The following is a 22,618-nucleotide window of genomic DNA, read 5'->3' as shown; positions in this document are numbered from 1 at the left end:
GCCCGAATTGGGGCTGGCTATGGGGGCCATAGCCAGCCTTGCTTGGCTATTGAGTCAGAGCTTCAACTGTCCGATCGCCTTGCTCAGTGCTCCAGCCAGCGTCGCCAGTTCATTGCTGGTGCTGGCCGAGCCCACGGTCTGTTGCACGGTGTTTTCCGTCACATCGCGAATACTCACCACTGCCCGGTTCATTTCTTCGGCGACATGGCTTTGCTGCTCGGCGGCCACGGCGATCTGCGTGTTGCTCTCGCGCATCTGTGCCACGGCCCCCGTGATTTCGGCCAGTGCGGCGCCGGCTTCCTGGGCTTGCTGCACGCAGTCGTCGGCCTTGAATGAGCTTTCCTGCATGAAATCCACCGCATCGCGAGTACCGGCTTGCAGCGCCGAGACCATGCGGGTGATTTCGTCGGTGGAGCTTTGCACGCGTTTGGCGAGGTTGCGCACTTCGTCGGCGACGACGGCGAAGCCCCGGCCCATTTCCCCGGCGCGAGCGGCTTCGATGGCGGCGTTGAGCGCGAGCAGGTTGGTCTGTTCGGCGATGCTGTGGATCACACTGACCACGCCGTTGATTTTCTGGCTGTCCTCGGCCAGTTTCTGGATCATTTGCGCCGTTTGTTGCACGCCGGTGGACAGCCCGGCAATTGAGTGTTGCACGCGGATGACCACCTCCTGGCCGCTGCCGGCAAGGGTGTCGGCGGTCTGTGACAGGTCGCGGGTGGCGCCGGCGTGTTGGGCGATGTGGTGGACGGTGGCGGTCATCTCATTGATCGCCGTGGCGGCCTGGTCGGTTTCGCTCTGCTGGCCGAGCATGCCGTGTTGCACTTCGTTCATGCTGCTGGCCAGGCGTGCGGCGCCCTCGTCCAGTTGCCGAGCGGTGCTGGCCACGGTGTTGACCACGCGCTGGTAGCCGGCCTGCATGGCGTTGAACGCGCTGGCCATCTGGCCGACTTCGTCTTTGCAGGCCAGGGGCACGCGGGCCGACAGATCGCCGGTTTTCTCAACGTGCAGCATCACGTCCTTGAGGGTATTGAGTTGACTGAGCAGGAAACGGATCAGCAGTTGCGAGGCACCGAGCATCGCCAGCATCAGGATCAGCACGGCCACGGCGTAGTTGGCGAAACGTTCGGCGAAGACCTGGCTCAGGCTGCGTCCGTAGGCCAACACGGCGATCTGTGGCCCGTCGGCACGTGTAATGACGTCAGCACCGATCAGCGGGTTTTCACCGAACAGGGCCCTGTGATTCAGCTCGACCCAGCCGCTGGCGCTGCTGAGGGCTGACAGATCCTGGTCTGCCAATTGTGGGACTTGGCCCCGGGCAAACGTCAACCAATGCTCGTCCGTGGGCAGCGCCTTGTCGGCAGGCCAGGCCGCGAGCAATCGTGCTTGCGCTTGCGCCGAGGTTTGGGCCGCATCGTTGCGTGCCTGTTGTTCGAGCTGCACGGCGTACAACACCAGCAACAGGGTGGTGATGAAGGCCACCGCGTTGACGGCCCAGAATTTGTATTTCAGCGAGATATTGCTAAGCCAGGCACCCATGGAAGGTTTTCTCTGATAGCGGAAACAGCATTGGCAAGGTGCCATTATTGTGCCGCTATTAAGAAATCCGGTTTTGACATGGGTCAATGCACCGCATCGACACGGTTGTCTCAACCCAGGCAGGGCAGCCCAAAAAACGCACGGGCACAGGCTGTGCTGTGTTCGGCCAGATCTTCCGGGGTTTCGCTGCGGTGCAGGGCAACCTCATGCAGCACCTGCGGCAAATAGGCCGGTTCATTGCGACCATTTTTCGGCTTTGGTCGCAGGGTGCGCGGCAGCAGGTAGGGCGCGTCACTTTCCAGCATCAGGCGCCCGCGCGGGATTTCCCTGACCAGTGGATGCAGATGTGTCCCACGGCGTTCGTCGCAGATCCAGCCGGTGATGCCGATATGCAGGTCAAGGTCGAGGTAGCTGAAGAGCGCCTGCTGCTCGCCGGTGAAGCAATGCACCACGGCGGCGGTCAGGTGGTCGCGGTAATCCTTGAGGATCTCCAGCAGGCGCTGGTTGGCATCGCGTTCGTGGAGAAACACCGGCAGTTTCAACTCGACCGCCAGGGCCAGGTGCTCTTCGAGGACTTTTTCCTGCTGAGGGCGCGGGGAAAAGTCCCGGTTGAAATCCAGCCCGCATTCGCCCACGGCACGTACCCGGCCTTCGCTGAGCAAGCCGCGTAAACGCTGGGCGCTGTCGCCGTTCCAGTCGCTGGCGGAGTGCGGATGGATGCCCGCCGTGCTGAACAGGTGCTGGCCGCTGTCGTCGAGTTTTACGCACAGTTCCAAGGCTTGTTCGCTGCCGTCGACACTGGTACCGGTCAGCACCAATTGTTGTACGCCGGCGGCATAGGCGCGATCGAGAACGGCTTGATGCCTCTCGTCGAAACTGGGGTTGGTCAGGTTGACGCCGATATCAATGAGTTGCATGGTGCTATCTCCGCCTGCGGCCGGAAAGCATATCAGAGCTGTAGATTTATAAGAAAACGAAGAACTACAACGAGTTAAAGCTGTCTTTGAACGTCGCAAGTGACATTGTGGTGGGCCGAATGCCTGCCTCCCTGCCACCGTTGCGCGCCTTGCCAGCGCTTTAAGCGCTCTGTTTCTGACCTCCAGTGCCTCGTCTTTCACGAGGGCGCTGGCCAGTATTCTTTCCGGAGAGCGGATGATCCGACCCTCGGCGTTGCTCATGTTGTGCTTGACGTTGCTGCTGCCGATGACGGCGGCAGCGCGTCTGGACGGCCCGGTGGAAGTGACCAAGCCCGGCAAGGTGCGAGACCTGGCGCAGATTCGTTCCAGCCGCACCCTGCGCGTGCTGGTCAATCAGAGCCGCAACAGCTCGGGCGAAATTCAGGGCCAGGCGATCGGTGTCGAGTACCACCGCCTGCGCGCCTTTGAGCAGTACTTGAACGGCCACGCCCGTGACGGTGAAGAAATCAGCCTCAAGATCATTCCCAAGGCCAAGGACCAGTTGCTCGGTGCGTTGGCCCGTGGCGAAGGTGACCTGGTCGCCCCCGGCGAGCTGTTGGATGTAAAGGCCGCGCACAAGCTCAGCACCAGCGATCCGATCGTCAGCAATGTGCCGTTATGGCTGGTGGGAGTGAAAGGTGAGCGCCGGTTTACCAGGCTTGAACAATTATCGGGGCGAACATTGTCGCTGACCACCGGCAGTGCCGCGGCGGATGCCATCAGCCAGGTCAATCAGAAGCTTGCGCTGCACAAGCAACCACCGATAAAGGTGGAGTGGGTCGATCCGACATTGGCGGTAGAAGATGTGCTGGAGATGGTCCAGGCCGGGATCTTCCATTTGACCATCGTTGAGAAACCCATCGCCGAACGCTGGTCGAAAATCCTGCCCAAGCTTCGTTTTGACAAGCAGGTCGTGATCAGCGAGCCGGGTGACGAATATTGGTTCGTGCGCCAGGATGCTTCGATGCTGCGGGCCAGCATTGATCGGTTCCTCAAGGTTTATCGCACCCCGTCCGATCAGGATGTGGCCTTTCAACGGATCTACCGACGCCTCTATCAGGTGCGCAACCCACTGGCTCGCGCCGACCGCCAGCGCCTGGAAAAGCTGCGCCCGGTCCTGCAAAAACATGCCCGGGAGCAGGGCATTGACTGGTTGAACCTGGCCGCGCTGGCGTTCAAGGAGTCCGCACTGGACCCCGGTGCGCGCAACAGCGGTGGGCCTACGGGCTTGATGCAGATCACCCCTTCAGCGGCCCAGCGGGTCGGGGTGAATAGTATCGAGAGCCTTGATAGCAATGTGCAGGCGGGCGCGCGCTACTTGTCGATGATTCGTCGGAAGTTCTTCGCCAGCCCCAAGCTCAACGAAAGAGAGCGCATGGCCTTTGTGCTGGCGGCGTACAACATGGGGCCGGAGCGCGTACAGGGCATGCGGGCGGAGGCGCGACGGCGTGGGCTGAATCCGAACCAGTGGTTCTTCCAGGTTGAACGCATTGCCATGGAGCAGGTGGGGATGGGTGGCGTCAGCTATGTTAATAGCGTGAACAAGTATTACCTGGCGTTCAATCGGGAGCGGGAGTCCCTGGAGCCGGCAGGGCCAAAGATCGCCTCACGCAAATAATCGATTTATTCGATGTCTATTAGGCATTTTTTCGGCTTTTAACATTGCCTAATTTGATTAATATAGCGGCCAACCACCTCCTACTTAGAAAAGGATTACCCCGATGAGCCCACTGATCAAAAGCATTCTGTCCACCCGCGCCGGTTATGGCCTGACCATCCTGCGCATCTTTGTCGGCATTATCTTCGCCGCCCACGGCTCACAGAAACTCTTCGGCTGGTTTGGCGGTTATGGCCTGGCCGGCACGGCACAGTGGATGGAAAGCATCGGCCTGGCACCCGGCACCCTGATGGCCGTGTTGTCGGGCGGTACCGAGTTCTTTGCCGGCCTGGCGCTGATCATCGGCTTGTTGGCACGCCCTGCGGCATTGGGTTTGACCATTCTTACACTGGTGGCGATTTTCTCGGTGCATATCCACAACGGTCTGTTCATGGCCAACAACGGTTATGAGTTCGCATTGGCCTTGCTGGGCGGTACGCTGGCCGTGCTGCTGGAAGGCGCCGGCAAACTGTCGGCCGATGGCGCCATCAGCCGCTGACCCTCGGTTAACGTCCCCCAAAAGCCCGCCACGTGCGGGCTTTTTCGTTGTCCGGGATTCTTGACACTGGCCTATCGGCTTCTCTAGGATGCTGCTCATGCGCCGATTTAAACAGCTAATTGCGGGGCGCCACCGGGACTCGATGCAGCCCGACAGAAGACGGTTCTGCCCTGCAGAGCACACTTCGAAATACCGCTAAAGCGCTGGTTCGGTGTTGCCTCTCACCTGCCCGCAGACTTTTGAGGCAGAGACACGACACGATGAATGCACTACGCCCCCTTATTCGACTCGCCCCGATCACTGCGGGCCTGACTCAACGCAATCCAAAGATCCTGCTTGGCGGCAAGCACCAGCCGACGCTGCTGCGTTATCTGGATGGCTGGCCTCGTCGTACTGGGCGGCCTTCGGCGTTTCTGATCCAGTTCGTTGAAGACGGTGATTCCCTGGCGCGTTTTGCCAGCAACAGTTTCGACCTCGCGGTGATACAGGCGCCCAGTGCCGGCAATGCCGATGACGTGATCCGCCACCTCACGCGTATTGCCCGACAGGGCCTGATCACCCGCCGCTGAGAGCTCAGTGACCGGCCGCTGAAGAGCGCGCCCGACGTCGACGCAACCAAAAAGCCAGCATCCAGGCGATCAGGCATAACAGCAGCGGCACCGTCGCGATCAGCAGCAGCTTCAGGCTGTCTTCGAAGCGATGAACGGGCGCGTAAGCCTTGACCCTCAGCGCGTTGAGTTCCATGGGCAGTCGCAAGCGCTCCTTGTTGAGCGCTTGCAACTGGGTATTGGCTGCCACTGCCTGGGTACCCACACTCGCAGCCTGTGGGTTCAAGCGTTGCCACTCTTGTTCCGTGTGCTCAAGTCGTCGTTCCAGCTCTCCCGCGCTTTCCCGATAAGCCTGCGCCGCGGTCTCACGCATGTGTTCGAGCGTATGCAGGGGCCGGCTGTGCGTGGCGCGTGGTCGAATGGCCGCAAGCGCCGGTGATGCCGCCAGGTTATCCAAGGTGTTCAAGACAAATTGCACGTTGCTGTTGGGGGCCGAGCGGATGACCGCGTCTGCGAGCATATCCGTGTCGGCGATCACCACGACCTGGATCTGTGAGGCTTTCTGCACGCCGGGCGGCTTTCCATTCAGTCCCTCGGGAAACACCGAGTAGGCGGGGCCCTCAAGGCGAGCCGCAATGACGTGGGCCTGCCTGGGCGCAGCGGCGTTATCGGCGAGTGAATCGAACGTCGTCGCGAAAGCAAATTGCCTTGCGTCGAGCAGTACCGATTGCCGGGAGCTTTGCAGCAGGGGCGTGAAGGTCATACGGCTTTTGCGGGTGCGGGAAAGTGCGCCGCTGCTCGACACGATCATTGAGCTCAGTTTCCAGCTGCTTATATCGTTGGCGGTCATGGCCTGTCGTGGCAGGTTCAGCCTGGCCGGGTGCAAAACCATCGGCTTTCCGGGGCCCTGGGTGGCCGATGAGGCGTAGAGGTTATCGACCAACAGCTTGTCCGTCGGCATCTGCACACTCCAGGCCGCAAGCAGTTCCTCCAGCTTGGAGTCTGTCGAGACGGAGCCCGTGGCCATCTCGCTCACCGGGTCGATGAAGATCATCAGCCTGGCACCCTTTAATACGTGCTGTTCAATCGCATACAAGGCTTGCTCGGGCAGGGTGCGCGGATGGATGACCATCAACGTCCCGATCGATGCCGGTACCTGGGCGATGTTGGCGCTCAGTTCAACCAGGTTGAAATGCCCGCGCATCTGCGCCAACAGTTCTCCCGCAGCAGCATTGGACGCGAGCCCCGACAGCACGCCGACAGTCGGACGTTCAGGCTGCATCAAGGCATGGATCAGTCGGCTGATTTCATACTCAAGCAAGGGCGCCTGGTCTGGGCTGAAAGCTTCGATGCGCTGTGCACTTTGGCCGGTGCGTGTACCGATGAGGCCCATGAAACCTTGCGTATTATCCAGTCCGAATAAACTGGCCTTGTAGGCTTCCTCGGAAAATGGAGCCGGGTCGATAACATGCAGGTTGATCATGCCCCTGGCTGCTTTTTCAAACTCCCTGAGTAAATCTTCCACCCGTTGACCGTAGCGCTTTAATGCGTGGGGTTTCTTGGGATCATTGATTGAGTTGAAGTAATACAAATCCAGCGGGCCTTCGAGAGTTGTAAGAAAGTTTCGCGCGGCCTGCGATAAAGTATGATTTTTCTCTTGTGAAAAATCCCAGCGAATGTCAGGTGTTTTTTTTATCCAGACCAGATTGAATGCGAGAAAAAGTAGCGACATGACGATGAGTGTCATGCCTGTACGAAAAGCGGATCGCATCAGGGACTTTCCTTCTCAGCGGTTTTTATAGTTGAGTGTGACAGTCGTCGCTGAAAGAAAAACAAGGATGATACTGATGAAGTAACACACGTCGTGAAGGGTCAGTTTTCCGCTGTCCATCGTGTTGAAACGTAAAATAGGATTGAGCGATATCAAGCTATCGACCACCCATATCGGGGCCTGATGTTCCAGCGCATCGAGTATGGAGGACAGGCCGCTGATGGTTAGTAGCAGACCCAGTGTCAACAGGAAAATCACAATGCGTTGGTGAGTCAGTACACAGACAAAGCAACCGACCGCCAGGTAACTGCCCGCCAGTAACCAGCTGGCGATGAATTGTGAGGCGATAACGCCGTTGTCGGCGGTGCCAAGATAGTGAGTGGCGATCACTATTGGAAAGTTTAAAAGCAGGGCAATGCTGCACACGACCCAAGCCGCCATGAACTTTCCGATAACGCGCTCCGTCGAGGTGACAGGCAAGGTTTTCATCATGTTCGAAAAGCTCGCGTTGTGTTCATCTGACCATAACTGCGTCGATAAAGTGGGAATCAGCAGAAGATAGAGCCAGGGGTGAAACTCGAAGAAGGCTTGCATGTCGCCACTGTTTCGCTCCAGCCACTGCTGGGTGTGCAGCCCCAGCGTGGCACAGAGCGCCAGGAACACCGCTACGCTCAGATAAGTACTGGGTGAAGAGGCATAACTGGCGAGTTGGCGTTTGAAAATGACGGTTAGCAGTTTCAAGGGGAGACCTCTTGGCTGAGATGGTGAACAACGTCGTTCAAGCGTCCTGGCTCCAGGTGCATGGACGTGATGTTCCAGCCGCGGTGGGTGATGAGCGCGTTGATGGAAGGGAAAATGGCGTGGCCAGGCATGGCCAGAACCGTCACAGTGCCCGGTGTATGCCGGTCTTCTTCAATGCCTGCGACGCCGGGTAAGACGGCGAGCGCCAGTAAATCCAGTGGTGTATCGGCGGCCAGGGTTACAGCTTGGTAATGTCTGGAGCTGCGTTGCAGGTCCACCAGAGAGGTATCGGCCTTCAGGCGCCCCCCCGCGATAACCAGCGCCCGGGTGCAAAGATCAGACAGCGCGTCGCAATGACGGGAGGCGATGATGAGGGTCATTTCTTCGCTCAAGGACTGGATAAGTGTCCTGAGCTTGAGCCACTGATCAGGGCCAAGTCCTTCCAAGGGCTCGTCCAGTAAAAGCAACTTGGGCGAATGCACGATGGCTTGGGCAATTGCAACTTTGCGCTGTATGCCAAGGGAGAGCGTATCCATCGGGCAGTTGAATACGGATGACAGTTCCAGGCGCATAACGACTTGATCAACTCTTTTGCGTTTTTCGGCACCATGCAATCCCCTGACGGCGGCAACAAAGTTCAGCAGGCTTTTGACGGACATCACATCGTGACTGAGGCCTTCATGAAGTTGATAGCCCACTGCGTTCCTTGTTTGAATGGGATGGGTCTGGGTGCTCATTCCCTGAATATTGATTTTCCCGGAAGTTGGCTTGATCGCACCCGAGATCAAGTTCAATAACGTTGTCTTGCCGGAACCCCGCTCACCAAATAGACCTATGCATTCTCGGCGCTGGGTGCAGAATGAAAAGTCGGTAATGATGTTTTTTCTGCCAAGTTGTTTCGTCAGGTTGCTTATCTCGATCATGGGTTTACCGAATAAGTTTGGCAGGGGCGGATGGCCGTTGAGGGCATTAAAAAGGGTACGTTCATTAGTTGTGCTTGGGAACGCGTGATCTGATTAATAAGACAAGTCCTACGCTCAGTTTGATTACTCACTGAAACAATTGTTTTGTTTTGAGGGCTTGTTAATGGTCGGATGTTTATCTGATGTTTATATAAAGTTTTCTTTTTTGTGATGAGGTCTGACTGTCATGATGCTTCTACGTACCCTTGTTCTTGAACGCAGTGGTGAAGAGGCGCCCGTCAACGGTGCACTGCTATGTGGGTTTGCTGTCGCGCAGATCGACTCGAACTTTCTTGTATATAGCCTGGATGAAGAGGCTGAACCCGGTCACTCGCGGGTTTATATCGCGGCATTGCGTAAAAAACTCGAGCGCTATTTCCTCGGGGCCGTGGACTCCAAGGAAGACCTGCAAGTGGCGATGCAGGTCTTCAAGCAGATCCTCATGAGCGCCTCTGGCGCAAAGACAAGTGGCCCTGGCGAGCCCCAGACGCCTTTTCATTTTGTGGATTTGAAAGGTTGCAGGTTGCCGCCTGCCAGGCCCGAAGATCATCACTCGGTGATTATCAAGAAGGCGTTGGTGATGAAGGTGATCACCCTGGGCATGTCAGCGCCCGCATTGCCCGCGATCGAAAGCACGACGGTCATCGTGCCGAGCATTCGCTTTTCGTCCCAAATGGTGGCACCGCCGAAGGACGTGAGCCATCCGAAGGCCGCTACTCAGTCGGCGGATCAATACACTGTCGAGGAGCCTTCGCATTCGGTGAGCGCGTTACCCAACGCATCCGTGCCCGCGGGGCTGAGTACACTGCCGGTTGAGCCTGAATCGAGCGAGGTTGCGCCCGCGAAACTGCCGGCTCACCAGGAGCACGCCACCTTGCTTGAGGTGGACAGCACACTGGCTAATCTTGCCCGGGTCGCCCAGGAGCTGGCGCAAAAAAAGCATGCGGCCATCGAGCGAGAGGAGATGCTTGAACAGTGGCAAGTTCGCCTGCACCAGCAGCAAAGCCAGCTGGATGAGAAAAGCCGCGAGGTCGAGCAGCGTCACAGGCAACTGCAGGACGAGCTGCTCGGGGCCGGCCAAAAAACCGAAAAATTGACGCTGATGATGTCGCAGCTGTCAGCCATGCGGCAGCACCTGCACAGCACGCTGCTTGAGCTGGACCGGGTCCTGGAGGCGCCTGAGATGAATTGATCTGCCTGCCGGTCTGGCTACTTTGCAGGGTTCATTTATCATCAGCTCCAGCCGGCCGGCGCCAGGGCATGAGGCCGTGGCGTATCGGCACCATTGGACATTACCTGGGGATGCAAGGGTTTGAGTACCAAGCTGATTACCAAAGAAGGTCATGATGCGCTGAAAAAAGAGCTGGATTACCTGTGGCGTGAGAAGCGCCCTGATACCACGCGCAAAGTGACATGGGCCGCTTCCCTGGGAGACCGCAGCGAAAACGCGGACTACCAGTACAACAAGAAGCTGCTGCGTGAAATCGACCGGCGGGTGCGTTATCTGCGCAAACGCCTGGAAGACATGCGCGTGGTGGAGTACCGGCCCGAGCAAGAGGGGAAAGTATTCTTCGGTGCCTGGGTGGAGATCGAAAACGAACAGGGTGACACCAAGCGCTTTCGCATCGTGGGTTATGACGAGATCTACGACCGCATGGATTACATCTCCATTGACTCACCCATGGCGCGTGCGCTGCTGCGCAAGGAAGTGGACGATGAGGCGATTGTGCAGACCCCAAACGGGGAAGTGTGCTGGTGGATCACGCACATCGAGTATGAGAAGTAGGCAATGACGGCCTGCGCCCGGGCAGGGTGCAGGCCGTCGGCGTTTCAGCCTTCGCGCAGTACTGTCAGCGGGCTGGCATTCAACGCACGGCGCGTGCCGAAGACCCCGGCGCCACCAATCAGTAGGGCACCTATCACCGGCAATAGCAGCAGCCACGGGTGAGGGTGCCAGGCCAGGTCAAACGCGTAGCGATACAGCACCCAGGTCACCAGCTCTGTGCCGAGTGCGGCCAGCAGGCCACTGACTGCACCCAGCAAGCCGAACTCAATGCGTCGCGCTTTGACCAGCAACTTGCGTTCGGCGCCCAAGGCACGCAACAGCGCGCCTTGACGAATTCGCTCATCCAGGGTGGCCTGCAAACCGGAGAACAGCACGGCCATTCCTGCCGCCAACACAAACAGCAGCACATACTCCACCGCCAGGGTGACTTGGGCGAGGATGCTGCGCAACTGTTCCAGAAGTGCCTCGACCTGCAGGATGGTAACGGCCGGGAAGGCCCTGGACAGATCGACGATCTGTTGGTCGTGGCCCGGCGCGAGATAGAAGCTGGTCAGGTAGGTGGCGGGCAGATCCTTCAATGTGCCCGGCTGGAAGATCATGAAGAAGTTGGGTTGGAAATTATCCCAATTGATCGTACGCAGGCTGGTCACGCGGGCTTCGCGATTCTCGCCACCGACTGTGAACACCAGATGATCGTTGAGCTTGAGCTTCAGGCTTTCGGCAACCTTGGCTTCTACCGACACCCCGGGAATGCTATCGCTCGGTTGCGGCGACCACCAGGAGCCGGCGCTCAGGACATTGCCCGGTGGCAAGTCGGCGGCCCAGGTCAGGCTCAGGTCGCGCTGCACGGCACGGTCGCCGCTGGAGTCCTTGCTGACCACTTCCTGCACCGCAACGCCATTGATGCTGATCAACCGGCCCGGCACGACCGGATACAGCGGTGCGGATTGGGCTTGCACCTGCAGCAGGCGTGCGCCAAAAGCGTCTTTGTCGGCCGGCAGGATGTTCAGTGCGAAATAGTTGGGGGCATCCTTGGGCAACTGGTTCTGCCAGGTATCGAGCAATTCGCCGCGCAGCAGGGCGATCAACCCCATGGATAACAGGATCAAGCCAAAGGCCAGGGACTGGCCTGCCGCCGCCAACGGATGACGCAGCAATTGTCCCAGGCCCAGGCGCCAGGGCAGGGATGCACGGGCCAACAATCGCCGCAGGCTTTGCAGCAGCAATAGAAGCAGGCCGCCGAGGATCAGCGCCGCCACCACGCCACCGCCCAGCAGCGCGAAAGTCAGTACCAGGTCGAGGCTCAGGCGCCACATGATCAACCCGAGGGCGAACAATGCGGCGCCGTAGACCATCCAGGTGCTGGAGGGGATAGGCAACAGGTCACGCCGCAATACTCGCAGCGGTGGAACACGGCCCAGGGCAGCCAGCGGCGGCAGGGCGAAGCCGGCAAGGGCAACCAGCCCGGTGCCAATCCCCGCGACCGCAGGTAACAACCCGCCGGGCGGCACGTCCGCCGGCAGCAGGTCGTGCAGGAAATAGAACAGCCCAAACTGCGCCAGCCAGCCGAGCAGGGCGCCGGTCAGGCTTGCCAGCAGTCCCAATACGCTCAGTTGCAGGCTGAACAGCAACATCGCTTCGCGCCGTGACAACCCCAGGCAACGCAGCAGCGCGCTGGCATCGAAACGTCGGCTGGCAAAACGATTGGCCGATAACGCCACTGCTACCCCAGCCAGCAGCACTGCCACCAGGCTGGCCATGTTCAGGTAGCGCTCGGCTTTGCCCAGCGCACCGCCGATTTGCTGATTGCCGTCGCGTGAGTCCTGCAGGCGCTGGTTGGCGGCGAGGCCGGGTTTGACCAGGTCACGATAGGTTTGCAGCGCCGTACTGCCTTGGGGCGCCCGCCACAGTTCGCGGTAGCTGACGCGGCTGCCGGGCTGGACCACACCGGTCGCCTCCAGGTCGGCCAGGTTGATCATCACCCGGGGCGTGAGGCTGTAGAAGTTGCCGGCACGGTCGGGCTCATAGGTCAGTATGCGTGTCAGGTGCAGGGTCTTCATGCCGACATCGATGCTGTCGCCAACCTTCAGGTCCAGCGCTGTCAGCAGCCGTGCTTCCACCCAGGCATCGCCGGGCTTGGGGCCGCCTCCCGCTGTTTCGACCCCGAACGGCTGCGCGGCACTTTTAAGCTCGCCGCGCAGCGGGTATTGCTCGTTGACCGCCTTGATACTGGAGAGTTGGATGCCGTTATCCGTGGCGATAACACTGGAGAACTCTACGATGCGTGCGTGATCCAGGCCCAGTTCGGTCCCGGTTTGGATCTGCTCGGGGCGAGCCGGCGAACTGCCTTCGAGCACCAGGTCGGCACCGAGAAATTCAGTGGCGCGCAACAGCATGGCGCCGTTGAGGCGTGCGCCGAAGTAGCCGATGGCAGTGCTGGCAGCAACAGCCACCAGCAAGGCGAAGAACAGCACACGCAATTCGCCGGCGCGGGCATCGCGCAGCAATTGACGCATGGCAAGGCTGAACAGGCGCAATAGCGGCAAACGTGCCATCAAGGCTCCAGGGGCGCGACCATCAGGCCGGCTTCAAGGCGGATCAAACGCCGGCAACGATGAGCCAGGCGCTCATCGTGGGTGACCAGCACCAGGGTCGTGCCGCTCTCCTTGTTGAGTTCGAACAGCAAATCACTGATGCGCTCGCCGGTGTGACTGTCGAGGTTGCCGGTGGGCTCGTCGGCAAACAGCACGTCAGGTTCTGCCGCGAAGGCACGGGCGATCGCCACCCGTTGCTGTTCGCCGCCGGAAAGCTGGCGCGGTGAGTGGGTCAGGCGCTGGCCCAGGCCAACGCGCTCCAGCAGGTGCCTGGCGCGCTCGCGGGCGTCCTGGCGGCCGTCCAGTTCCAGCGGCAGCATGACGTTTTCCAGTGCATTGAGGCTGTCGAGCAGTTGGAAAGACTGGAATACAAAACCCACATGCTCGGCACGGATGCGTGCGCGCTGGTCTTCATCCAGGGTGCTCAGGGCTTGACCGGCAAGAGTGACTTCGCCACTGCTGGGCAGGTCGAGGCCGGCCAGCAGGCCCAGGAGAGTGGATTTGCCGGAGCCGGAACTGCCGACGATAGCCAGGCTATCGCCTTTGTTCAGTTCCAGGCTCAGTTGGTGCAGGATAGTCAGTTCACCTTCCGCGCTGGGAACCACTTTGCTAAGGTTTCGCGCGGTGAGAATGCTTGCGCCCATGGAGAATCCGATGCGAATGTGGTTTTTGAGTGCTGGCCTGGCCTTGATGTGCATGGCCCAGAACGCAGCGGCGGGTACAGTCCTGATCGTTGGCGATAGTATCAGTGCCGGTTTCGGCCTGGATACCCGCAAAGGGTGGGTCGCGCTGCTGGAGCAACGGCTCAAGCAGGAAGGTTTCGACGATAAAGTAGTCAATGCATCCATCAGCGGCGACACCAGCGCCGGAGGCCTGGCGCGGCTGCCGGCGGCGCTTGCAGAGCATAAGCCGGATGTCGTGGTTATCGAGCTAGGCGGCAATGACGGCTTGCGTGGCCAGCCTCCCGCGCAATTGAAACAAAATCTTGCATCGATGATCGACCAATCCAAAGCCGGTGGTGCCAAGGTGCTGCTGTTGGGGATGCAACTACCGCCCAATTACGGCCCGCGTTACACCACTGCATTCGCTGAGGTGTACGGCGTATTGGCCAAAGAGAAAAACGTGCCGTTGGTGCCGTTTTTTCTTGACGGCGTGGGCGGGCATCCGGAGCTGATGCAGGCGGATCAAGTGCACCCGGCAGTCGGTGCCCAGGGCAAATTGCTGGAAAATGTCTGGCCGACGCTAAAACCGCTGTTATGACGCTTTTCTAGCGGCAGGCTTTCGGCTAATGTGGCGCCCCCCTGATTTGGAGCCCTTGATGTCGCGTCCTGCCTGGTCCCTGTTTAACTACCAACTGATCGAGCCGGACGAGCAGCTGGACCTGTTCGCCTGCCAGGAAGTCAGGGTGCATTTGGTGGCGCGCCAGCTGGAGTTGGGCGGCTCGATCGACCGTACGCTGTGCGGCACTTTGTTGCCCGCGCAACCTCGTTGGTCATCGGTGGACCGCTCGCTTTTTCAGGATCAGCGGCTTTGCCCCTTGTGTCGCGCCATTCTCGAATCGCAAAAGCGCGGCACGCCGCCGATCTGGCCGGAGCTGCGCTTCGAGCTGTAGCGGGGCGATGGATGCTTGACGCTCGCTTCACGTATACAATCAGTTTTTTCCTACCCGTCGTTCTGCGAAGGATTTCCCGGATGTTGTCGCGCCTTTCCGTCGTCACCTGCTGCCTGTCTCTCGCTGCTCTCTGTGCGGCCGGCCCGTCGGCAGCCTTGCAGTTGCCCTTGCCACCACCAGGTGAGGACATTGTTGGTCAGGTCCAGGTGATCAAGGCCAAATACGAAGATACCTTTGCTGACCTTGGCACTACCTACGACCTGGGCTATTCGGAAATGGTCGCGGCCAACCCGGGCGTGGATGCCTGGTTGCCTGGCGCGGGCACCGAGATTGTGCTGCCGACGCGGTTCATCCTGCCGCCTGGCCCTCGCGAAGGCATCGTGATCAACCTGGCGGAATACCGGCTCTACTACTTCCCCAAAGGGCAGAACGTGGTCTACACCTTCCCCCTTGGGATTGGCCGTGAAGGCTGGGGCTCGCCGATCGCCCATACCAGCATCATCGCCAAGACGCCGAACCCGACGTGGACACCGCCTGCCTCGATCAAGGCTGAACACGCCGCCAATGGTGACCCGCTGCCCAATGTGGTGCCCGCCGGTCCGGACAACCCGCTGGGGCCGTTCAAGTTCACCCTGGGCACGCCGGGTTATCTGATCCACGGCTCCAACATGAAATTTGGTATCGGCACGCGTACAAGCCACGGTTGCTTCCGCATGTTCAACAACAACGTGTTGGAAATGGCCAGCATGGTGCCGGTGGGCACCTCGGTACGCATCATCAACGATGCCTACAAGTTCGGCAGCAGCGGCGGCAAGGTCTACCTGGAAGCGCACACGCCGCTGAACGACGATGGCACGCCATCAGTGGTCGACAAGCACACTGCGGTCATCAATGCCTTGCTCAAGCGCGAAGACTTGGCCAACAACCTGCGGGTCAACTGGGATCAGGTGCGGGACGTGGTCGCCGCCGAAGATGGCCTGCCGACTGAAATCGGCGTACCGGGTGCCGTCCCGGTCGCTTCCAGCGCGCCGGTTGACTTGCAGCAGTAAGCCTCTGGACAAGCCCGCCATGGCCTTGGGTCGTGGCGGGTTTTTTATTGCCGCAGGTTTTGGGCTGAATCCCAGGCAATAAAAAAGCCGACCCAAGAATGGATCGGCTTGATAACAACCCCGAAGGATTATTACTTGCGGCTTGCTTTTTCAAGCATGCGCAGAGCGCGCTCGTTAGCTTCGTCAGCAGTCTGTTGTGCTTTTTGAGCAGCAGCCAGAGCTTCATCAGCTTTACGATAGGCTTCGTCTGCACGAGCCTGGGAGCGAGCTGCTGCGTCTTCAGTAGCAGTCAGACGAGCTTCGGTTTCTTTGGAGACGCTGCTGCAACCGGTAGCCAGAACTGCGGCCAGAGCCAGAGCAGAGAATTTCAGAACGTTGTTCATCGTGTTCCCCTTCAAGGACTTTCTATTAAATGGCTACTTTCTCAGAGTGAGCTGATAGCCGGCGTACATACTACCCATTACTTGTAGTAAGTAAACTGACGTAGCGCAAGAAGCAAAAAAAAATCTTGAGCTGCATCTATTTTGGCTAATCTTTTTGACATCTGCATAAAAACTATCCAATTCTCTCCATCGCGATGGAGATTGGATCCAGGCTGAAAGCTACAGCCCGCATGTGTTAAGCCAAGTGAACAGGTGTGAATATATATATACAGGGTGACACTTTTGTACAGGTTGCCTTTAACCCGCCTCACATCTTTTGCGCATGTAGAGGTGACTTTAAGAGCGCCTGTTCGTCTCAAGCTTCAACTGCCGGCAATGTTCAGGCTTTCGATCATTGGTTGATCGAGGCCCTTTCTATATCCACCAGCAGCAAGGGATGACGTGTGCGCTTGAGCAATTGCCGCAATGGTGCCTACTATCTCCCTACGTGCTGGTTGTGAGCGCTATGGGTTTCTCGTTGTCGAAACCGGCACGGGGTGGCGTAGATGTTCCTTCGCCGGAAAAACATCGGTAAGGTAGGGGTCGCAATTGCAGACCCGCGAGGAGTAGTGATGAGCGAGGCGTTGTCCATCCACCATGACCAGGCTGGTCATCAGTTCGAGACCAATGTGGACGGTCATCGTGCCTATCTGACCTACATGGACCTCGGAAAGCAGACCCTGGATATCTATCGCACCTTCGTGCCCAACGCATTGCGCGGCCGTGGCATCGCTGCCGCGTTGACCGAAGAGGCGCTGAAGTTCGCCGAAGAGGCCGGCTACACGGTGATCCCTTCGTGCTCTTACGTAGAGCGCTACATGGAGCGCCACCAGCGCCATGCCGCGAAGCTGTGAACCCTAAAACCGCACCATGAAAAACGCCGGGCTCAGCCCGGCGTTTTTGTGTGCGTCATGCAGTGTCAGGTGCGTTTGCGTTTAGGCAATACGTCCTTGAGCTTGGCGTGCATGCTGCGCAAGGTGGTCTCGGTAGCGGACCAGTCGATGCAGGCATCGGTGATCGACACGCCGTACTGCAGGTCGGCGAGGTCTTTTGGAATCGCCTGGCAACCCCAGTTCAGGTGACTTTCGACCATCAGGCCGATGATCGACTGGTTGCCTTCAAGGATCTGGTTGGCGACGTTTTCCATCACCAGCGGTTGCAGCGCCGGGTCCTTGTTGGAGTTGGCGTGGCTGCAGTCGACCATGATGTTCGGCTTGATCTTGGCCTTGTTCAGCGCCTGTTCGCACAGCGCGACGCTGACCGAATCATAGTTGGGCTTGCCGTTGCCGCCGCGCAATACCACGTGACCGTAGGCGTTGCCCTTGGTGGTCACGATGGACACGCCGCCTTCCTGGTTGATGCCCAGGAAACGGTGGGGGCTGGAGACCGACTGCAGCGCGTTGATCGCGACCGTCAGGCCGCCGTCGGTGCCGTTCTTGAAGCCCACGGCCGAGGATAGGCCGGACGCCATTTCGCGGTGGGTCTGGGACTCGGTGGTACGCGCGCCGATGGCCGACCAGCTGATCAGGTCCTGCAGGTATTGCGGCGAGATCGGGTCGAGGGCTTCGGTGGCGGTGGGCAGGCCCATCTCAGCCAGGTCCAGCAGCAACTGGCGACCGATGTGCAAGCCGTCCTGGATCTTGAACGAGTCATCCAGGTAAGGATCGTTGATCAAGCCTTTCCAGCCGACTGTAGTGCGCGGCTTCTCGAAATAGACCCGCATCACCAGATACAGGGTATCGGACACTTCGGCCGCCAGCACCTTGAGGCGCTCGGCGTACTCGTGGGCAGCCTTGAGGTCGTGGATCGAGCAAGGGCCGATCACCACGAACAGGCGGAGGTCGGTACCGTCGAGAATGTCACGGATGACTTCGCGGCCCTTGGTGACGGTCTGCAACGCAGCGTCGCTCAGGGGGATTTCGCGTTTGAGCTGATCGGGCGTGATCAGGGTCTCGTTGGATTCGACGTTAAGGTCGTTGATCGGTAAATCAGCCATCGTGTTACTCGTCAGGGTCACGGTGCCGGCCGCCAGCCATCCCCGTGCGGCGGAGCACAGCATGATTTGAATGCAGGGGGAAGGAACCTTAGCGCGTATCACCGGCCCGCGACAATGGGCAAACTCCGCTTTAATCCAGCACAGGCTGCACAAAAGCCTCATGGGAGAATTCGACGGCATGGCGCGCAACCCACTCGTGGGCCATGGCTTCGTGCTGCGCAGGTGTCGGCTCGGCGTCTTCGTGCAAGCGGCAGTAGCGCTCGATCTGGCACACTTGTTCGCCCATCCGCGCACCGAACAAGGCGTGCTCATCAGTAAACGAGATACCGATACGGTAGCCCTTTTCGACTTTGCGGCACCACGCCACGTAGCCTGGATAGCGGGCACTCGCGCCCAGCGACGGGATCCGCAGATCCACCGCCGTGCCCTGGCGCCAGGCACGCGGATAATTGCACGCGACACCGCCCAGGCCGATAGTGTGCAGGCGTTGGCGGGGCATGGTGGGAGAGGGACGTTGGATCAACTCGACAGCGACATCATCAGGGTGAGGTAAAAAACGACCCATGTACACGGACTCCGAGCGCCGTCCCGTTGACGGCAGTGGCAGCAGTATAGTGAAGGAACTGGAATTGACCGACCTGGATATTGACCAGCAATTGCTGGGTTTGCCAGGTATTTCATTGGTGGTGTTCACCAGCGTCGGTTGTTCCAGCTGCCGCTTCGCACGTCAGCAGTTGCCCGGTTGGCACTTGCCGGTGGAGCGCGTTTGCTGGGTGGACGCTGGCCACAACGGCGGCGCCGTCGAGCGCTACCAGATCTTTCATTTGCCCGCGTTATTCGTGGTGTGCGAGGGTCAGTTCCTGGGGCAGATACAGACGCGTCTTACGCGTGATGCCGTTTGCGATGCAGTAAAACAAGCCCTTACCCGTACTCCAGAGGATTTGCCATGACCGCAGTTGCACAGCCTTCCCCACGCATTGGCATCATTGGTACCGGCGCCATCGGTGGCTACTACGGCCTGATGCTGGCGCGCGCCGGCTTCGATGTGCACTTCTTGTTGCGCAGTGAATACGCCGCCGTCAGCGAGCATGGCTTGCACCTCAACAGCAAGGTGCATGGCAAATTGCATCTGTCTGCGGTCCAGGCCTACGCCCGCGCTGCCGATATGCCTGCGTGCGATTGGTTGCTGGTGGGGACCAAGTCCACCGGCAATGTGGACTTGGCGCCCACGCTCGCGCAGGTTGCGGCGCCGGATGCCAGGATTGTGCTGCTGCAAAATGGTCTCGATGTCGAAGACAGTTTGCGCGAGCACCTGCCGCCGTCGCTGCACCTGCTTGGCGGCCTGTGCTACATCGGCGTACATCGCTCCGGCCCTGGTGTCGTCGAGCATCAGGCATTGGGCCGGGTCAACCTGGGTTATCACAGTGGCGGTGCCGCCGACGATGAAGCCGGCCGGAAGGCCATCGTCGAAGAGGGCGCCGCGCTGTTTCATCAGGCCGGCATCGAGTCCCAGGCCATGGCCGACGTGCACCAGGCGCGTTGGCATAAGCTGGTATGGAACGTTCCCTATAACGGCCTTTCCGTGTTGTTGGGCACCGGCACCACGGCGTTGATGGCGGATCAATCCAGCCGCGAATTGATCCAGGCGTTGATGGCCGAAGTGGTGCAGGGTGCCCGTGCTTGCGGGCATGACATTGCGGCGAGTTACGCCGACCAGATGTTTGCGATGACCGAAACCATGGATGACTATCTGCCCAGCATGTACCACGACCATGTGCACAAGCGCCCGCTGGAACTGGCGGCGATCTATGCCCGGCCGCTGGCGGCGGCAAAGGCCGCGGGTTGCGAGTTGCCACGAATCCAGGCGTTGTATCAAGCCTTGAGTTTTATCGATCGGCACAATCGCTGATTCGGGGGGAAACACCATGGCAAAAGGATTGGGCGACAAACTGGTGCTGGCGATTTCTTCACGGGCGCTGTTCAACCTGAGTGACAGCCACAAGGTCTACCTCGCCGAAGGCGTGGAGGCTTACCGCAAGTATCAAATCGAGCACGAGGAAGAAACCCTTGAACCCGGCGATGCCTTCCCGCTGGTCAAAAAGCTGCTGAGCCTCAACGCCAGCTTGGGCCGTGCGCGGGTCGAGGTGGTGCTGGTGTCGCGCAACAGTGCTGACACCGGCCTGCGCGTATTCAACTCTATTCAGCATTACGGCTTGGATATTTCCCGCGCCGCTTTCGTAGGTGGACGTAGTCCGTATCCCTACTTGGCTGCCTTTGGTTGCCATCTGTTTCTTTCCACCCATGCCGACGATGTGCGCAGTGCCCTCGACGCCGGGTTTGCGGCGGCGACCATCCTGTCGGGCGGCGCGCGTCGAGCGTCGAGCGAGGAATTGCGCATCGCATTCGACGGTGATGCCGTGCTGTTCTCCGACGAGTCCGAGCGTGTGTACCAGGCTGGCGGCTTGGCAGCGTTTCAGGCCAACGAGCGGGAGTCGGCGCGCCAGCCTTTGCACGGAGGTCCGTTCAAAGGTTTCCTGGCGGCTCTCAACTTGTTGCAGCGCGAGTTTGTCGATGAAGCGTGCCCGATCCGCACCGCGCTGGTCACGGCGCGCTCGGCGCCTTCCCATGAGCGGGTGATCCGCACGTTGCGCGAATGGGACATTCGCCTCGACGAGTCATTGTTCCTAGGCGGCCTGGATAAGTCCGCATTTCTGGAGGCTTTCGCCGCCGATGTGTTTTTCGATGACCAGGCCGGTCACTGTGAGAGGGCCAGGGAGGTCGTCGCCACCGGGCACGTGCCCCATGGCATCAGCAATGAGTTGAAAATCCAGACCGAGAGCTGAGCCGAACTGCCCCGGGCGCTGCTAAGCTCATTCAATCTCCGCCATCCTGGCTGCCCAGGAGGTTCTATGATTCGTTCGATGCTGTACGCCACGGACCTCGGTCTCTATGCGCCTTATGTGATGCAACATGCGCTGGCACTGGCCCGAACGTTCAATGCCGATCTGCATGTGGTTCACGTGGTCGAACCCATGGGGCTGTTCGCCGAATCGGTGTTGCAGAGCTACCTTGATGAGCGGGCGTTGAGTGAGTGGCAGCTTCAGGGAGTGAACACGGTCATGGCGACGATCGAGCAACGGGTGCTGGACAGTTTTCGTGAGGAGTTGGGGGAAGGGGAGCAAGACCTGAAATTGATTCAATCGGTTCGAGTGATTCAGGGGGATCCTTGCGAGGTGATTCTCGACCAGTTGCGTAAACTTTCCGTTGATCTGTTGATCGTAGGGAGTCACAGCGATGCAACCGCAGCGGCCACACCCCTTGGGCGAACCGCCGCAAGGGTGCTGCAGTTGTCGACAGTGCCGGTTTACCTGGTGCCATCGTTGCAGCGTCGCCGCAACGATGATATTTGATCGGTAAAGAATGATAAAAAGTTCTAGATTTATCGATCTGTCCTTTAATATAGTTATATACCGTCGCTGATACCCGTGGCGTCTATCTGCTTTGAGGGATACATATGAAGCTTCAACAACTGCGCTACATCTGGGAAGTGGCGCACCACGACCTCAACGTTTCCGCTACTGCTCAAAGCCTCTACACCTCGCAACCCGGTATCAGCAAGCAGATCCGCCTGCTCGAAGACGAGCTGGGCGTCGAAGTGTTCGCGCGCAGCGGCAAACATCTGACCCGCGTGACTCCGGCTGGTGAACGCATCATCACCACCGCCGGCGAGATCTTGCGCAAGGTCGAAAGCATCAAGCAGATTGCCCAGGAATTCTCCAACGAGAAGAAAGGCACCCTGTCGATCGCCACTACCCACACCCAGGCGCGGTACGCACTGCCGCCGGTGATCCGCGATTTCATCAAGCAATACCCCGATGTCGCCCTGCACATGCACCAGGGGTCGCCGATGCAGATCGCCGAAATGGCGGCTGATGGCACCGTTGATTTCGCTATCGCCACCGAAGCCCTGGAGCTGTTCGGTGACCTGGTGATGATGCCTTGCTACCGCTGGAACCGCTGCGTGGTCGTGCCTCAGGGCCACCCGCTGGCCAAGCTGCCGAAGCTGACCCTGGAAGCCCTGGCCGAATACCCGATCGTCACCTACGTGTTTGGTTTTACCGGCCGCTCCAAGCTCGACGAAGCCTTCAGCCACCGTGGCCTTACGCCCAAAGTGGTGTTCACCGCGGCCGACGCCGACGTGATCAAGACCTATGTACGCCTGGGCCTGGGCGTGGGCATCGTCGCCAAGATGGCGGTCGATACCAGCCTCGACAAGGACCTGGTGGTTCTCGATGCCAGCGAGTTGTTCGAGTCCAGCGTGACCAAGATCGGCTTCCGTCGTGGCACGTTCCTGCGTGGCTTCATGTGCGACTTCATCGAGAAGTTCGCGCCGCACCTGACTCGCGAGGTCATGGCCAAGGCGATCCAGTGCCACAACAAGCAAGAACTGGAAGAACTGTTCGAGGGCGTGGAGTTACCGGTTCACTGA

24 protein-coding genes are annotated in these 22,618 nt (G+C 59.4%); 14 read left to right on the top strand and 10 right to left on the bottom strand.

Going from position 1 to position 22,618, the window contains the following annotated elements; translation table 11 throughout:
• Positions 1-54: 54 nt before the first annotated feature.
• Together ACQRBV_RS00960 and ACQRBV_RS00955 are read right to left on the bottom strand one after the other, a co-directional pair.
• Positions 55-1,536: a methyl-accepting chemotaxis protein gene (locus tag ACQRBV_RS00960; RefSeq protein WP_411984531.1), complete on the bottom strand. Its 1,482-nt coding sequence runs from the start codon at positions 1,534-1,536 to the stop codon at positions 55-57.
• Positions 1,537-1,646: 110 nt separating this feature from the next.
• On the bottom strand, positions 1,647-2,453 hold the full coding sequence (locus ACQRBV_RS00955; RefSeq protein ID WP_060753239.1) for a TatD family hydrolase: 807 nt from the start codon (positions 2,451-2,453) through the stop codon (positions 1,647-1,649).
• Positions 2,454-2,688: 235 nt separating this feature from the next.
• On the opposite strand from ACQRBV_RS00955, the gene ACQRBV_RS00950 reads away from it, so the two are divergent.
• From ACQRBV_RS00950 to ACQRBV_RS00940, 3 genes are all read left to right on the top strand, one after another.
• The gene (locus ACQRBV_RS00950) at positions 2,689-4,110 is read left to right on the top strand and encodes a transglycosylase SLT domain-containing protein (RefSeq protein WP_060753240.1); all 1,422 of its coding nucleotides are present in this window, start codon (positions 2,689-2,691) and stop codon (positions 4,108-4,110) included.
• Positions 4,111-4,213: 103 nt separating this feature from the next.
• The gene (locus ACQRBV_RS00945; RefSeq protein WP_060753241.1) at positions 4,214-4,648 is read left to right on the top strand and encodes a DoxX family protein; all 435 of its coding nucleotides are present in this window, start codon (positions 4,214-4,216) and stop codon (positions 4,646-4,648) included.
• Between the two features lie 260 nt (positions 4,649-4,908).
• Entirely contained in the window at positions 4,909-5,217 is a 309-nt protein-coding gene (locus ACQRBV_RS00940; protein WP_060753242.1) for a hypothetical protein, read from the top strand.
• A gap of 4 nt (positions 5,218-5,221) precedes the next feature.
• On the opposite strand, the gene ACQRBV_RS00935 is transcribed toward ACQRBV_RS00940, so the two are convergent.
• The 3 genes from ACQRBV_RS00935 to ACQRBV_RS00925 are packed head-to-tail and all read right to left on the bottom strand — an operon-like array spanning position 5,222 to position 8,631.
• Positions 5,222-6,967, bottom strand: a complete 1,746-nt coding sequence (locus ACQRBV_RS00935; protein WP_161548826.1) for a GldG family protein — start codon at positions 6,965-6,967, stop codon at positions 5,222-5,224.
• A gap of 15 nt (positions 6,968-6,982) precedes the next feature.
• Positions 6,983-7,708, bottom strand: coding sequence for an ABC transporter permease (locus tag ACQRBV_RS00930; RefSeq protein ID WP_244698018.1), 726 nt, complete (start codon positions 7,706-7,708; stop codon positions 6,983-6,985).
• Positions 7,705-8,631, bottom strand: coding sequence for an ABC transporter ATP-binding protein (locus tag ACQRBV_RS00925; protein ID WP_411984532.1), 927 nt, complete (start codon positions 8,629-8,631; stop codon positions 7,705-7,707). The genes ACQRBV_RS00930 and ACQRBV_RS00925 overlap by 4 nt, the downstream gene beginning before the upstream one ends.
• Before the next feature lie 226 nt (positions 8,632-8,857).
• Between ACQRBV_RS00925 and ACQRBV_RS00920 the strand changes: the two genes are divergently transcribed.
• Together ACQRBV_RS00920 and greB are read left to right on the top strand one after the other, a co-directional pair.
• Positions 8,858-9,862, top strand: coding sequence for a hypothetical protein (locus ACQRBV_RS00920; protein WP_244383994.1), 1,005 nt, complete (start codon positions 8,858-8,860; stop codon positions 9,860-9,862).
• Positions 9,863-9,982: 120 nt separating this feature from the next.
• Positions 9,983-10,456, top strand: a complete 474-nt coding sequence (greB, locus tag ACQRBV_RS00915; RefSeq protein ID WP_060753247.1) for a transcription elongation factor GreB — start codon at positions 9,983-9,985, stop codon at positions 10,454-10,456.
• A gap of 44 nt (positions 10,457-10,500) precedes the next feature.
• On the opposite strand, the gene ACQRBV_RS00910 is transcribed toward greB, so the two are convergent.
• Both ACQRBV_RS00910 and ACQRBV_RS00905 read right to left on the bottom strand, forming a co-directional pair.
• Positions 10,501-13,011, bottom strand: coding sequence for an ABC transporter permease (locus tag ACQRBV_RS00910; protein WP_411984533.1), 2,511 nt, complete (start codon positions 13,009-13,011; stop codon positions 10,501-10,503).
• Positions 13,011-13,694, bottom strand: coding sequence for an ABC transporter ATP-binding protein (locus ACQRBV_RS00905; RefSeq protein ID WP_060753249.1), 684 nt, complete (start codon positions 13,692-13,694; stop codon positions 13,011-13,013). The genes ACQRBV_RS00910 and ACQRBV_RS00905 overlap by 1 nt, the downstream gene beginning before the upstream one ends.
• 10 nt (positions 13,695-13,704) lie before the next feature.
• Between ACQRBV_RS00905 and ACQRBV_RS00900 the strand changes: the two genes are divergently transcribed.
• The 3 genes from ACQRBV_RS00900 (at position 13,705) to ACQRBV_RS00890 (ending at position 15,711) form a co-directional block, all read left to right on the top strand.
• On the top strand, positions 13,705-14,310 hold the full coding sequence (locus ACQRBV_RS00900) for an arylesterase (RefSeq protein WP_060753250.1): 606 nt from the start codon (positions 13,705-13,707) through the stop codon (positions 14,308-14,310).
• Between the two features lie 58 nt (positions 14,311-14,368).
• Positions 14,369-14,662, top strand: a complete 294-nt coding sequence (locus ACQRBV_RS00895) for a hypothetical protein (RefSeq protein WP_060753251.1) — start codon at positions 14,369-14,371, stop codon at positions 14,660-14,662.
• 80 nt (positions 14,663-14,742) lie between these two features.
• The gene (locus tag ACQRBV_RS00890) at positions 14,743-15,711 is read left to right on the top strand and encodes a L,D-transpeptidase family protein (protein WP_411984534.1); all 969 of its coding nucleotides are present in this window, start codon (positions 14,743-14,745) and stop codon (positions 15,709-15,711) included.
• 131 nt (positions 15,712-15,842) lie between these two features.
• Here the strand turns inward: ACQRBV_RS00890 and oprI are convergent, their stop codons facing one another.
• On the bottom strand, positions 15,843-16,094 hold the full coding sequence (gene oprI, locus ACQRBV_RS00885) for an outer membrane lipoprotei OprI (protein WP_003172710.1): 252 nt from the start codon (positions 16,092-16,094) through the stop codon (positions 15,843-15,845).
• Between the two features lie 611 nt (positions 16,095-16,705).
• Here oprI and ACQRBV_RS00880 point away from each other — a divergent pair.
• Positions 16,706-16,987: a GNAT family N-acetyltransferase gene (locus ACQRBV_RS00880; RefSeq protein ID WP_003189869.1), complete on the top strand. Its 282-nt coding sequence runs from the start codon at positions 16,706-16,708 to the stop codon at positions 16,985-16,987.
• Between the two features lie 65 nt (positions 16,988-17,052).
• On the opposite strand, the gene ACQRBV_RS00875 is transcribed toward ACQRBV_RS00880, so the two are convergent.
• Together ACQRBV_RS00875 and ACQRBV_RS00870 are read right to left on the bottom strand one after the other, a co-directional pair.
• Positions 17,053-18,129 carry a 3-deoxy-7-phosphoheptulonate synthase gene (locus tag ACQRBV_RS00875; RefSeq protein ID WP_411984535.1) on the bottom strand — a complete coding sequence of 359 codons (1,077 nt, stop codon included), beginning with the start codon at positions 18,127-18,129 and terminating at the stop codon, positions 17,053-17,055.
• A gap of 130 nt (positions 18,130-18,259) precedes the next feature.
• The gene (locus tag ACQRBV_RS00870) at positions 18,260-18,694 is read right to left on the bottom strand and encodes a PilZ domain-containing protein (RefSeq protein WP_104995891.1); all 435 of its coding nucleotides are present in this window, start codon (positions 18,692-18,694) and stop codon (positions 18,260-18,262) included.
• Here ACQRBV_RS00870 and ACQRBV_RS00865 point away from each other — a divergent pair.
• The 5 genes from ACQRBV_RS00865 to cysB all read left to right on the top strand — a co-directional run bounded on the left by ACQRBV_RS00865 (position 18,693) and on the right by cysB (position 22,618).
• Positions 18,693-19,079 (top strand): hypothetical protein, encoded by a 387-nt coding sequence (locus ACQRBV_RS00865; RefSeq protein ID WP_060753254.1) that lies wholly within the window; start codon positions 18,693-18,695, stop codon positions 19,077-19,079. The two genes, ACQRBV_RS00870 and ACQRBV_RS00865, sit on opposite strands and share 2 nt — an antisense overlap.
• Positions 19,076-20,038, top strand: coding sequence for a putative 2-dehydropantoate 2-reductase (locus ACQRBV_RS00860; RefSeq protein WP_205345497.1), 963 nt, complete (start codon positions 19,076-19,078; stop codon positions 20,036-20,038). Before ACQRBV_RS00865 ends, ACQRBV_RS00860 begins: the two co-directional genes overlap by 4 nt.
• 16 nt (positions 20,039-20,054) lie before the next feature.
• Positions 20,055-20,972 (top strand): 5'-nucleotidase, encoded by a 918-nt coding sequence (locus ACQRBV_RS00855; RefSeq protein WP_411984536.1) that lies wholly within the window; start codon positions 20,055-20,057, stop codon positions 20,970-20,972.
• A gap of 66 nt (positions 20,973-21,038) precedes the next feature.
• Positions 21,039-21,539 carry a universal stress protein gene (locus ACQRBV_RS00850; protein WP_411984537.1) on the top strand — a complete coding sequence of 167 codons (501 nt, stop codon included), beginning with the start codon at positions 21,039-21,041 and terminating at the stop codon, positions 21,537-21,539.
• Positions 21,540-21,643: 104 nt separating this feature from the next.
• Entirely contained in the window at positions 21,644-22,618 is a 975-nt protein-coding gene (cysB, locus tag ACQRBV_RS00845; protein ID WP_060753258.1) for an HTH-type transcriptional regulator CysB, read from the top strand.

The organism is Pseudomonas sp. R11F, from assembly GCF_050312575.1.
Classification (GTDB): domain Bacteria; phylum Pseudomonadota; class Gammaproteobacteria; order Pseudomonadales; family Pseudomonadaceae; genus Aquipseudomonas; species Aquipseudomonas palleroniana.
Note: the sequence above shows the minus strand (reverse complement) of the source record. Positions and strands in the feature narration are given on the sequence as shown.